Origin of the sequence: Sunxiuqinia indica, from assembly GCF_009847015.1 — a bacterium.
Lineage (GTDB): Bacteria > Bacteroidota > Bacteroidia > Bacteroidales > Prolixibacteraceae > Sunxiuqinia > Sunxiuqinia indica.
The window spans coordinates 101,048-114,002 of record NZ_WVEM01000015.1; the positions used below are offsets into that span (position 1 = coordinate 101,048).

Annotated in this window: 12 protein-coding genes; all 12 read left to right on the top strand. The window is 42.7% G+C overall.

Annotation, left to right across the window (positions count from 1 at the left end; all coding sequences use genetic code 11):
• The first annotated feature begins 9 nt into the window (after positions 1 to 9).
• The 12 genes from nifD (at position 10) to modC (ending at position 12,393) form a co-directional block, all read left to right on the top strand.
• Positions 10 to 1,641: a nitrogenase molybdenum-iron protein alpha chain gene (gene nifD / locus GR929_RS18455; RefSeq protein WP_159522615.1), complete on the top strand. Its 1,632-nt coding sequence runs from the start codon at positions 10 to 12 to the stop codon at positions 1,639 to 1,641.
• Positions 1,642 to 1,658: 17 nt separating this feature from the next.
• Positions 1,659 to 3,041 (top strand): nitrogenase molybdenum-iron protein subunit beta, encoded by a 1,383-nt coding sequence (nifK, locus tag GR929_RS18460; protein ID WP_159522617.1) that lies wholly within the window; start codon positions 1,659 to 1,661, stop codon positions 3,039 to 3,041.
• Positions 3,042 to 3,191: 150 nt separating this feature from the next.
• Positions 3,192 to 4,520 carry a nitrogenase iron-molybdenum cofactor biosynthesis protein NifE gene (nifE, locus tag GR929_RS18465; RefSeq protein ID WP_159522619.1) on the top strand — a complete coding sequence of 443 codons (1,329 nt, stop codon included), beginning with the start codon at positions 3,192 to 3,194 and terminating at the stop codon, positions 4,518 to 4,520.
• Between the two features lie 87 nt (positions 4,521 to 4,607).
• Positions 4,608 to 6,017 carry a nitrogenase component 1 gene (locus GR929_RS18470; protein WP_159522621.1) on the top strand — a complete coding sequence of 470 codons (1,410 nt, stop codon included), beginning with the start codon at positions 4,608 to 4,610 and terminating at the stop codon, positions 6,015 to 6,017.
• 73 nt (positions 6,018 to 6,090) lie between these two features.
• Positions 6,091 to 7,350, top strand: a complete 1,260-nt coding sequence (nifB, locus tag GR929_RS18475) for a nitrogenase cofactor biosynthesis protein NifB (RefSeq protein ID WP_159522623.1) — start codon at positions 6,091 to 6,093, stop codon at positions 7,348 to 7,350.
• Positions 7,351 to 7,575: 225 nt separating this feature from the next.
• Positions 7,576 to 7,881, top strand: a complete 306-nt coding sequence (locus GR929_RS18480) for a (2Fe-2S) ferredoxin domain-containing protein (protein ID WP_159522625.1) — start codon at positions 7,576 to 7,578, stop codon at positions 7,879 to 7,881.
• A complete protein-coding gene (locus GR929_RS18485; protein ID WP_159522627.1) occupies positions 7,882 to 9,018 on the top strand; it encodes a homocitrate synthase/isopropylmalate synthase family protein in 1,137 nt (378 codons plus the stop codon).
• Positions 9,015 to 9,359: a LysR family transcriptional regulator gene (locus tag GR929_RS18490; RefSeq protein WP_159522629.1), complete on the top strand. Its 345-nt coding sequence runs from the start codon at positions 9,015 to 9,017 to the stop codon at positions 9,357 to 9,359. Before GR929_RS18485 ends, GR929_RS18490 begins: the two co-directional genes overlap by 4 nt.
• 92 nt (positions 9,360 to 9,451) lie before the next feature.
• On the top strand, positions 9,452 to 9,850 hold the full coding sequence (locus GR929_RS18495; protein ID WP_159522631.1) for a hypothetical protein: 399 nt from the start codon (positions 9,452 to 9,454) through the stop codon (positions 9,848 to 9,850).
• A 10-nt stretch (positions 9,851 to 9,860) separates the two neighbouring features.
• On the top strand, positions 9,861 to 10,601 hold the full coding sequence (gene modA, locus GR929_RS18500) for a molybdate ABC transporter substrate-binding protein (protein ID WP_159522633.1): 741 nt from the start codon (positions 9,861 to 9,863) through the stop codon (positions 10,599 to 10,601).
• The gene (gene modB / locus GR929_RS18505; RefSeq protein ID WP_262886061.1) at positions 10,598 to 11,305 is read left to right on the top strand and encodes a molybdate ABC transporter permease subunit; all 708 of its coding nucleotides are present in this window, start codon (positions 10,598 to 10,600) and stop codon (positions 11,303 to 11,305) included. Before modA ends, modB begins: the two co-directional genes overlap by 4 nt.
• Positions 11,302 to 12,393, top strand: coding sequence for a molybdenum ABC transporter ATP-binding protein (modC, locus tag GR929_RS18510; RefSeq protein ID WP_159522635.1), 1,092 nt, complete (start codon positions 11,302 to 11,304; stop codon positions 12,391 to 12,393). Before modB ends, modC begins: the two co-directional genes overlap by 4 nt.
• Positions 12,394 to 12,955 lie beyond the last annotated feature (562 nt).

The following is a 12,955-nucleotide window of genomic DNA, read 5'->3' on the forward strand; positions in this document are numbered from 1 at the left end:
TGAAAAGTTATGGTTAAGAAAAAAGATTATACTAACGGATTACCAGATCCTTCTCAACTGAAAGAAGAGATTCTGAAAAAATATCCCCGAAAAGTCGCTAAAAAACGCGACAAAGGAATGATTATTAATGAGCCGGGGAAAGAGCAGGAAATTCTTGCTAACGTAAGAACGGTTCCGGGTATCATTACACAACGTGGTTGTACTTACGCCGGATGTAAAGGGGTAGTATTAGGCCCAACACGTGACATCATTAACCTGGTGCACGGACCAATCGGATGTAGTTTTTACGCTTGGCTGACTCGTCGTAACCAAACACGTGTTCCAGAAGGCGGTGATAACTTCATCACCTATTCTTTCTCTACCGATATGCAAGATGAAAACATTGTTTTTGGTGGAGAAACTAAACTGAAAGAAGCGATTCGCGAAGCATACGAAATGTTCAACCCAAAATCAATTGGTATTTTCTCAACTTGTCCGGTTGGTTTGATTGGTGATGACGTTCACGCTGTTTCTCGCGAAATGAAAGCTGAATTAGGAATCAACATTTTCGGATTTAGTTGTGAAGGTTACCGTGGAGTGTCTCAGTCTGCAGGTCACCATATCGCTAACAACGGTGTATTTAAAAACGTTGTTGGTAACAACGACCGCCCCCGCGAAGGTAAGTTCCAGGTGAACTTGTTGGGTGAGTATAATATTGGTGGTGATGCTTTTGAAATTGAAGCATTATTCGAAGAAGCTGGTATTAGCCTGTTGTCCACTTTCTCAGGTAACTCAACCATCGAAAGCATGGAATATTCTCATACGGCCGACCTGAACATGGTCATGTGTCATCGTTCTATCAACTACATTGCGGAGATGATGGAAGAGAAATACGGTATTCCATGGATCAAAGTCAGCTTTGTTGGTGCTGAGTCAACCGTAAAATCAATGAAGAAGATTGCTGAGTATTTTGGCGATGCTGAATTGACCGCAAAGGTTGATGAGATTTGTGAACGCGAAATGGCCAAAGTGAAAGCTGTTGTTGCCGAAGTAAGACCGGCTGTCGAAGGTAAATTGGCAATGATGTTTGTTGGAGGTTCGCGTGCTCACCACTATCAAGATCTTTTTAAAGAACTAGGAATCAATGTTGTTTCTGCCGGATATGAGTTTGCCCACCGTGATGACTACGAAGGACGTGAGGTTATTCCAAACATCAAGATTGACGCTGATACCAGAAACATCGAAGATCTCGTGGTTTCAAAAGACGAAGAATTGTTCCGCGACGACTTAGCCACAAAAAAATCAGAGCTTGAAAAAGCCGGATACAAATTCAGCGATTACGTTGGAATGATGCCCGAGATGAGCAAAAACGCACTGGTTATCGACGATGTAAACCACTGGGAAACTGAAAAGTTGATTGAATTCTACAAGCCGGATGTATTCTGTGCTGGTATCAAAGAGAAATACGTTGTTCAAAAATATGGCGTCCCTCTAAAACAGTTGCACTCTTACGACTACGGTGGTCCTTATACGGCCTTCGATGGTGCAATTAACTTCTACAAAGAAATGCAACGTATGTTGGCTACAAATATTTGGAAACTGGTTGATACACCATGGAAGAATGAGCCTGAAATCGTTGGAAGTATGACTATTGACGCATAAAAACAGGAGGAATTATCATGTTACTAAAACATACAACAGATCAAGTAAGAGAGCGGAAAGCCCTAACCGTTAACCCGGCAAAAACATGCCAGCCGGTAGGAGCAATGTACGCCGCATTAGGAGTGCACGGATGTTTACCACATAGTCATGGTTCACAAGGATGCTGTTCTTATCACAGAAGTGCATTAACCCGTCACTACAAAGAGCCGGTAATGGCTGCAACAAGTTCATTTACCGAAGGAGCTTCCGTATTCGGAGGACAAGCGAACTTGCTGACAGCTGTCGACAACATCTTTGGAATTTACGAACCTGAAATCATCGCTGTTCACTCAACTTGTTTGTCTGAAACAATTGGTGATGACCTTGGCCAAATCGTAGCGAAAGCAAGAGATGATGGTAGAATTCCGGAAGGAAGACACGTAATTCAAGCTTCAACACCTTCATATGTTGGATCTCACGTTACTGGTTATGCCAACATGTTGGAAGCATTTGCAAAATACTTCGCAGAAAAATCGGGCGATAAAATTAAGCAAATAAACTTGTTGTCTGGTTGGGTAGAGCCTTCGGACATGCGCGAGTTGAAAAGAATCACAGAATTAATGAAAGTTAAATCTGTACTTCTTCCGGATACTTCGGATGTATTGGATACTCCAATGGTAGGAAAATACGAAATGTACCCAAAAGGTGGAACAACTATTCCTGAAATGGTCAGTATGGGTGATAGCATGAAAACTGTTGGACTAGGAACTTGGGGAACTGAAAAAGCTGCCAAAGTTTTAGACAACAAATGCAAAGTATCTTACGATATCACTGACCTTCCAATTGGATTGAAAGCAACTGACCGTTTTATTCAGGCTTTAGCAACTGCAGGTAAAGTTTCGATTCCTGAAAGCATTGCCGATGAGCGCGGACGTTTAGTTGACGCTATTACCGATATGCACCAATACCTGTACGGAAAACGTGTAGCTGTATATGGCGACCCTGATAACATTCTTCCATTAGTCGAATTCTTGTTGGATATGGATATGAAACCAGTTTACACTGTTTCAGGAACTCCGGGAAAAGCCTTCACGAAGAAAATGGAAGCATTAGTTGGGGAACGTTGCCCGGAAGCCAAGTACAAAAACGGACCTCAAGCGGATATGTTCTTGATGCACCAGTGGATTAAGGAAGAGCCGGTTGATTTGATTATTGGTAATACCTATGGGAAATACATTGCTCGCGATGAGAATATTCCATTCGTTCGCATGGGATTCCCAATCATCGACCGTATCGGACACAGTTATTTCCCAACGGTGGGTTACCTGGGTGGTTTGCGTATCGTCGAAAAAATCCTGAGTGGTATCATGGATAAAATCGATGCAACAGCTCCTGAAGAGTCATTCGAACTGGTCATGTAATTTACATCTATCTCTACATATATAAGATATCCTTCTCTTCAGCCAAATTGGAAGGATCTTCAGGGAGACATCCCTCTAAACATGTTCTTCATAATGTCAAATAAGAAAGGGGGCTACCCGCAGCCCCCTTTTCTTCAAAAAATTAAACGTATGAATACATTTATAAAAGACAGGCAAAACCAAATTCTCACCAAAGGGAATAGCGATACGAAAATCGCTTGTGGTAAAGCCAGTGTGGCCGGATCGGTCAGTCAGCGGGCATGTGTATTCTGCGGATCACGTGTTGTGTTGTACCCCATTGCCGACGCCTTGCATTTAATTCATGGCCCGGTTGGTTGTGCTGCTTACACTTGGGATATTCGTGGTTCTCTTTCTTCCGGACCACAACTTCACCGGTTGAGTTTTACCACGGATTTAAAAGAAAAAGAAGTCGTTTTTGGTGGCGAAGAACGACTGTATAACGCCTTGGTTAGTTTGATTGATCAATACAAACCCAAAGGCGCTTTTGTTTATGGAACCTGTATAGTCGGAGTAATTGGCGACGATGTTGAAGCTGTGTGTAGGCGGGTTACACGCGAAAAAGGCATCGATGTTATTCCGGTAATGGCAGCAGGTTTCGCAGGAAGTAAAAAAGATGGCTATAAAGTAGCCTGCGATGCTTTAGTAAAATTAATGGGTACCGATACGACCTATAAAGCACCGGAACACAGTATTAACATTCTCGGAGATTTTAACTTGGCTGGAGAACTCTGGATGTTATCAGAATATTACAAAAAAATGGGAGTGAACATGGTTGCCTGCATGACTGGTGACGGCCGGATAGATGATGTTCGCAAAGCGCACACGGCCCAGTTAAATGTGGTGCAATGTTCAGGATCAATGATTGGTCTGGCAAAAGAGATGAAAGAGAAATACGCCATTCCGTTTATGAAAGTTTCCTATTTCGGGATTGAAGATATGTCGGACGCCCTTTACGAAGTGGCCAAGTTCTTCAAGTCGGACGAAATGATGGAAAAAGCCCGGAAGCTGGTCAAAGAGGAACTCAGCCAATTGCTGCCTGCCTTACAAAAGTATCGTCAGGATCTGGAGGGCAAGAAAGCAGCCATTTATGTTGGCGGCGCTTTCAAAGCTATTTCTCTGGTAAAAGCACTTCGCTTAATCGGAATGAAAGCTGTTGTGGTTGGCTCACAAACAGGTAATCAGGACGATTATGATTTATTGAAAGACTTGTGCGATGAAGGAACAATCATCGTTGATGATTCCAATCCAAATGAACTCTCAGAATTCGTGAAACAAACCGGTGCTGATTTATTCATCGGTGGAGTGAAAGAAAGACCAATTGCTTACAAATTGGGATTAGGTTTTTGCGATCACAACCACGAACGTAAAGAAGCTCTCGCGGGATATGATGGCATGCTGAACTTTGCAAAGGAAGTACACGCTTCGGTTTGCAGTCCGGTTTGGCAATTCATGAAGTAGAAAGGCGGAAAAGGGAAAACGAAGGCCGGTGAAGCGGTAGTTGTAACCCGAAACTTTCGACTCGTAACTCAAAAAAAATTGAAGAATATGTTTGAAAATGCACCCATATTAAAATCTACAAAAGACTATACAGCCACGCGGAATGCCTGTAAGCTCTGTGCTCCACTAGGTGCCAGCATCGCTTTCAAAGGAATTCGCGGATGTGTCCCCATCATTCATGGCGGGCAAGGCTGCGCGACCTACATTCGTCGCTACCTGATCAGCCATTACAAAGAACCGGTTGATATTGCTTCGTCAAACTTCACCGAAGAAGCAACCGTGTTTGGTGGCGGTGCCAATTGCTACACGGCGCTCAACAATGTAATTGGCCAGTACAACCCCGAAGTGGTTGCCATGTGCACCACTTGTCTCTCAGAAACAATTGGCGACGATGTTAATTTATACATGCACAATTACAAGGAAGATAATAAGCATGAAAATTTACCTCACATCGTGACTGCATCTACCCCGAGCTACCAGGGATCACACATGGACGGATTTCATGAAGCGGTTGCTTCCGCAGTAAAAACCTTTGCCAAAGCAGGCGCGAAAGGCAAGCATGTGAACCTGTTCCCTGGTTTTGTTTCTACCGAAGATTTACGTCAGCTAAAGTATATTTTGAGTGATTTTGGTCTTGATTATGTGATGCTTCCCGATTATTCGGACACGCTTGACAACCCAATTTGGGAAAGCTACAAGCGAATTCCTGAAGGTGGTACTCCAATTAGCGAAATTGAAACCTGTGGTTCAGCAGCAGCCTCTATTGAGTTTGGTACAATTATCAACCAAGGATCACTCTCTGGTCGGGTCAGAAGTAAGAGCTTGTCATCGACGGCGGCCTCATACCTCGAAAATGAATTTGGGGTTGAAAATCACCAAATGCCGATGCCAATAGGAGTGAAGTTAAGCGATACATTTTTTAATGCTCTGGAGAAAATTTCGGGAAAGGAAATGCCTACCCGCTACAAACGTGAGCGTGGTCGTTTGATCGATTCTTATGCTGATGGGCACAAATATATTTTCGGAAAGAAAGCAGTGGTTTATGGCGAAGAAGATTTTGTAATTGCGATGACGACTTTTCTTGATGAGATCGGAATAAAAGTAGTGCTTGCTGCTACTGGCGGCGAGAGTGGAAAGTTGGAATCTGAAATTCGCAAGTATTGCCCCGAGCGGGGAGAAAAGATTCTGGCTAAAAATCATTTCGACTACGAAAATATTCATGAGTGGTGCCAGGAAAACAAACCCGACCTTTTTGTGGGAAACAGTAAAGCCTACTACATCGCCCGCGAACTGAACGTACCAATTATTCGATGCGGATTTCCAATTCACGACCGTATCGGCGGACAGCGTATTAAGCATGTTGGCTATTCGGGCACTCAGGAACTGTTCGACAAAGTTGTAAACGCTTTAATAGAATATAAACAAGACCATTCTCCGGTCGGCTATAAATATATGTAACCGAGTATTGAGTCAGGAGTGATAATTCAGAAAAATTTGAAACTCGGCACTTGAAACTAAAAAATTGAAAGCTATGATTGATATTGAAAAACATCCATGTTTTAGCAAAGACGCGAAAGGAAAATATGCCCGGGTTCATTTGCCTGTGGCTCCCAAATGTAACATTCAATGTAATTATTGCAAAAGGGATAATGATTGTGTTAACGAAAGCCGTCCGGGAGTAACCAGTAAAGTTTTGTCACCCGAGCAAGCATTAACTTACCTGATAAAGTTGAAGGAGAAAATGCCTCATCTTTCAGTGGTTGGGATTGCCGGTCCCGGCGATCCGTTTGCGAATCCGGTAGAGACCATGACTACTTTACGTTTGATTCGTAAAGAGTTTCCCGAAATGATTTTATGCCTTTCGTCAAACGGGTTGAATGTAGCTCCGTATGTTGATGAGTTGGCTGAGCTTGAAGTAAGCCACGTTACCATTACCATGAATGCCTTGGACGCTGACGTAACCAAAGATATTTATAGCTGGGTGAGATTAGACAAGCGCGGATATGTTGGTAAAGAAGCGGCAAAAGTGTTGTTGGAAAAACAGTTGGAAGCAATTAGAATGCTGAAAATGTATGGTATTACGGTTAAAATAAATACCATCGTTGTGCCGGGAGTCAACGACCACCTGGTTGGTGATATTGCTAAGGAAGCGAAAGAACTGGGAGCCGATCTGATGAATGCGATTCCTCTTTATCCGGTTGCCGATACGCCATTCGAAGATTTGGAAGAGCCATCAGCGATTACCATGCGCGAAGTACGTGCTAAAATCGCGCAACACATCAAGCCAATGACACACTGTGCCCGCTGTCGTGCAGACGCGGTTGGGCTGCTTGGTCAGGATGACCCGGAAGCAAAAAAATTGCTGAGCGACGTAGCAAAAATGTCGGTTGAAGTTGATGAAACCAGGAAATATGTTGCTGTAGCCAGTAACGAAGGTATGCTGGTTAATCAGCACTTAGGCGAAGCCGACTCCTTATATATATACAAAGAAACACCTTCGGGTTACCGTTTGGTTGAAGAGCGTCGTACGCCACCATCAGGGACCGGTAAAAACCGCTGGGAAGAGCTGGGCAAAAGCATTGACGACTGTCGTGCCCTGTTAGTGGGAGGAATTGGACCCTCTCCATCATCGATTATTGGTCGTTCAGGAATTAAAATTGTAGAAATGACCGGGCTGATCGACGATGGTCTGGACGCAATCTACAAAGGTAAAAGCCTGAAGACGGTTAAGAAAGCAGATGTTTTCCGCTGTGGTGCCGAATGCTCGGGAGCAGGAACCGGCTGCGGTTGATCAATCTTGGCTGATCAAGTCATTCCGAAGTTGTTTCGCGATCTGTCAGCACTGTTAACCCGCCTTAAATAGAAAGAGATCCTGAAACGAGTTCGGGACAAGAATAAATAAATCAACCTTTTAATATTTTCAACAATGAAACGAGCACGTTTAGTCAAAACACAAAAGGTAGCGATTAAAGTGCGAGTTCCATATGATACTTTATAAATAAACAATTTTAATCGTATGAAAAAACCTGAATATCACATTTTAGTTTGCAACTCGTACCGGGTGGCAGGCGACGCCAAAGGGTTTTGTAACAAAACCGGCGCTTCTGATTTTATTCCATACATCATGGAAGAATGTAACGACCGTGGAATTGACGCAGCCATTTCATCAACTGCGTGCTTAAATGTCTGCTCTCAAGGACCAGTTATGGTTATCCAGCCATCAAACTTATGGTATGGTGGAATTACTGAAGAGCGCATCGATGAAATTTTAGATGCGCTGGAAGAAGGAGAATCAGTAGAGGAATATTTGATTGCAGATTAAATGACCGCTAGATCACTCCATATAATTGACACAACCCTCCGGGACGGCGAACAAGCCCCCGGAGTGGTTTTCAGCTTTGATGAAAAACTGAAAATTGCCGCTTTACTCGACGAAGCGGGGGTGAAGGAACTGGAGGTTGGCACTCCGATTATGGGGGAGAACGAGCAAACGGTTATTCGCGAAATTGTAAACGCGGGGTTTCGGTTTCAATCTACCTGTTGGGGGCGCGCAACCGAAGAAGATATGGAAGCAGCCGAAAAAACAGGTGCCGGACGGATGAATATTTCATTTCCGGTTTCCGACATTCAGCAATCAGCAATCGATAAAAACCGGAAGTGGGTAATGGATCGCATCAAACCGATGATGGCTTTTGCTCGTGAACGGTTCGATTTTGTGGCTGTTGGCGCACAGGATGCCAGTCGCGCAAACCGAGCGTTTTTGCACCAATTTATTACGGCATGTTTAACCGAAGGAGCGAATCGCATTCGAATTGCCGATACGGTTGGTACCCTGAACCCAATGTCTACAATGGACTTGTTTAGTTGGTTAGTTCAGGAATTTCCTGGTGTTGAGTTCGAATTTCATGGACACAATGATTTGGGAATGGCCACTGCCAATACGGTTTCAGCTGCTCTTGCCGGATGTGCTTCCACAAGTTTAACTGTAAACGGACTGGGAGAACGCGCGGGGAATGCTTGTTTAGAAGAAGTTGCCGCGGCGATGAAAGTTTCAGCTCAATCTGACTGCGGAATTCAGCTCGATAAATTGCAGGAACTGTGCAAAACGGTTTCAGAATTGTCGCTCCGCAAATTGCCCGAATCGAAGCCCATCGTTGGCGAAATGATTTGCCGTCACGAATCGGGTATTCACTGCCGCAGTTTGGTTCGAAACGAATTGAGTTACCAGGCTTTTAGTCCAGCTGATTTTGGTCGCGAAACCGAATTGGTTTTCGGAAAGCATTCCGGCAGCGGTGGATTAAACCACTTTTTGAAGTCGAAGGGAATTTTGATCTCGAAAGAGCAGTTGCAGGATATCATGTTCCGGATGAAGGAAATTGCCCATAAAGCAAAAAAAGCCCTGGATTACGAAGATGCATTGATGCTTTTAAATTCGTATTCAATAAACGAACAGAAATGAAAAGGAATTTGATCGACGGTGCCGTTTGGTTTGACATGAATGACCAGGGAGTGAAATGCTACTTTTGGATGCAAATTCTCTGCTCTATCAAAAGTACCGGATCAATATCGGGGACAGCGCAAGATTTGGGAACATCATATTCAAAAATATACAATGAAATAGAAAGACTGAATTGTGCTGCCGGAAAGAAAATGATTGTCTCAGGCAGAGGCGGCATTGGAGGCGGTTTTGCTGAACTAACTGAAGAGGCACTACAAATTGTTCGCGTGTTCAATAAAGCTCAAAAGCAGTTTAATCAATTTATAGTTGAGATGAACCAGAATCTGGAGCCTTTTTTTTAGAGGTCGTTATTCAAAAATAAATAACGGGTATTCGCTTTTATCAAGCTTTGAATTAGGAAAATCATACACAGAAAAATAAAAAAAATAGAATTATGGAAACTTGGATTGGTTATTATGAAGAGGCAGCGGCGTACTATAAAACCATAGTAGGCGCACGAAGGAAAAATCGGCCATTTGGAAATCTGGTTTATTACAACATGGTTGGTCTTTCGTTAGAAGGTTTTTTAACAGCCGTTATTGCCAAAGACAACGATTTGCCCGAACACTCAAGCATCTCGAGCATGTTACGCATGATTAAGAAGAAATATGAGGTGCCTGAATATTTCACTGATGAAAGTCGGTTCTTTAACAGATTCATGAATTTCTGTTCGTTAGAGGTACTCGAAATGAAGGAGCCTACCGACGAAGAAATCGACCGGATGATCAAATTCGTTGAGGATTTAAAAAACTGGATTGACAAAAGCATAGGTGTTTTGGAAGAATCCTGTTAATTTTAGAGCCATGAAAAAAAATGTGTCCATATTCGTAGTAGTGGCGTTTTTTATTTCATGTTCCGGGGTGAAAAAATCGAATGAAAGGGAGTTAAGGGTATTTGCTGCAGCAAGCTTAACTGATGTCATTACCGACATTGCTGAAAATTTTGAGCAGGAGTACGATGTAACTGTAAAACTGAATTTAGCCGCATCGGGGACTTTAGCTCGCCAGATTGACCAGGGAGCTGAAGCCGACGTGTATCTTTCGGCAAATAAAAACTGGATGGACTTTTTGGTGGACAATCAGAAGACAAAGGAAACAGCTGTTTTTGCAAAAAACGATTTGGTTTTGATTTCACCACAGAACAAGGACTTCCGATTTGAAAAGGTAGACTCATTATTGACGAATTCCGAGAGTAAAATTGCAATTGGAGATCCGGGCTTTGTGCCGGCTGGTAAATATGCCATTCAGGTTTTCGATTATTACCAGCTCAATATCGACGATCGTTATTTGCAAAGCCAGAATGTTCGTTCCGCTTTAATGATGGTTGAATTGGAAGAAGCTGATTTTGGCGTGGTCTATAAAACTGATGCCCTGCAATCGAAAAAGGTGAAAGTGATTTATACCTTTCCTGAGGAAACACACAAACCAGTGGAATACTTTCGAGCACTAATTTCGGATAAAGATTTGGCGAAGCAATTTTACGATTATCTTTATTCCGCAGAAACAGAGAACGTGTTAACCAATTATTCATTTATTATCGATTGACTGAATTATTATCCATAGGATTAACAAACGCAGAGTGGTCAGCTTTGGCAATTTCAGTCAGGGTGTCGTTACTCTGCGCTTTTATTTCATTGCCTTTTGCCGTTGTTTTTGGATGGATTCTGGCTCGAAAGGATTTCAAATTAAAAGCTTTTGTTGAGGCATTCTTGCATGTTCCCATGGTAATGCCACCGGTTACCACTGGTTACGTGTTGCTTTTGGTATTTGGTGCTCACGGCTTCTTGGGCGAATTCTTAAACGAATATTTCGGAATCAAAATAGCCTTTAGTTTTACCGCGGCCGTTATTGCTTCTATTATTGTGTCGTTCCCATTGGCTGTTCGGGCTGTTAAGCAGGCCATCGAAATGGTGGATGAGCGCTTGGAAGATGCCGCAGAAATTTTAGGAGCAGGGCGCGTTAAAGTTTTTTTTACGATCACCGTTCCTTTGGCTTTCCCGGGAATATTAAGTGGCTTTCTGCTGAGCTTTACCCGTAGCTTGGGAGAGTTTGGCGCAACCATCACCTTTGCCGGCAATATTTTTGGCGAAACGCGAACCATCCCATTGGCTTTGTTTTCGGCCATGCAAACCCCGGGAAAGGAAGGTGAGGCATTTCGCCTGATGCTTATTTCTATTGTGATCTCATTTATTGCCATGCTGGCTTCGGAGTTGGTTAATCGTCGCTATCAAAAATCAGTTAAAGTATGAGTAGGCCTGTTTATGTCGATATAAAATACAGGCGCGGAAACTTTCTGCTACAGATGAAAGATTTTATTCCCGAAGGAATAGTCGGCATATTTGGCCCATCTGGTTCGGGCAAATCTTCGCTGCTAAAAATATTGGCTGGCATTGAATTTCCAGACGACGGGCAGATTATTATTCGTGGGCACGAGTTTTATAATCGGTCGTGCAAAATAAAGGTGCCTGCCCGAAAACGAAAAGTAGGACTGGTTTTTCAGGAAGGGCGACTGTTTCCGCACATGACTGTACGAAAGAACTTATTGTATGGTCACGACTCCGATTCTTCCATTAGTTTGAAAGAAGTGGTTGACCTTCTGGAAATCGATCACTTGCTGGATAAGAAGCCGGATCAATGTTCTGGTGGCGAAAAGCAACGCATCGCTATTGGTCGCATGTTATTAAATTCCCCCGAGGTGTTAATGTTGGATGAACCATTTTCAGCGCTCGATCAACGCTTGCGACGTAATATAATACCGTATCTCATAAAAATCCATGAAAAATACCGCTTGCCCATCTGGGTAGTTAGTCACGATATTGCGGACCTGTTAATGCTCACCAGCCAATTAATAATTATTAGTAATGGACGAATCCTGGGGAGTGGAAACTATTATGACTTGCTTTTTGATTCCGTTGTCGGGCCGATTCTCCAACAGGAAGAAGAAATAAATTCGGTTCGGTTGAAAGCACAAAGTATAGATGTTGTCAATGGAATGACAGCCTTTTATTATTATTCTGACTACTCTTCCAATTATTTAATGGTGGATGTTGAGGAGCAATTAGTCCCCGATGACCAGTTAATAATAAGTATTGCTCCACAAAATATTAGCCTTTCGTTAGATCGCGTTGATGCTATTTCAACAAGAAATCAGTTACAAGGGGCAATAACTTCGATAAACAGAGTAGGCAAAAAGGTGTTTTGCATGGTTAATATTGGCTTCCCGGTTTTAGTTGAAATTACCAGCTCATCAATGGAACGAATGAATTTAGAAGAAGGTAAACAAGTGTTTTGTCTGATCAAGTCGAGTAGCATCAAAATATTAAGCATTGGTAAGTGATTGTTTTTTAGGGCGTACCGGAGCATCTTCTGAAAAAGGTTAAAAATAAATTACAAAAGGTATTGTGAGACCGGAAAAGGTCTCTATATTTGCAGCCGCTTTGAGAGACATACTGGTCAGCCAGATGTTTCTGGATGCAGCGTTCTAAAGGGGTTTGAGGGGTATTGCGGAGGCTGAAAATAGTTTTTCAAAAACGTTTGGAAGTTTCAGAAATAACGCTTTACTTTGCACTCGCTTTTCGGAGCAACGTTCAACGACATTTTGAGAGGATCAGTTATAACCTTTTTAGGTTTGTTTTCGTAACAGAGAAGCTGGTTTTCGGCGACAAAAAAAAGAATAGAAAAAGCGCTTATATATTTTGCAGAAATAAAAAAGCTTTCTAACTTTGCCGCCCCGAACGATTGAAACGGTTTACACCGGGAAGGTTGACAGGGAGTTCAAAATCGACATATCAGCAAGAAGTACACAGAAGCCGCGGTGATGAGTTGCGGTTATTTTTTGCCACAAATAGTTCATTGAAAATATTGAAAAAGTAGAAAGATAAGGAAGAATTGCGAATTAA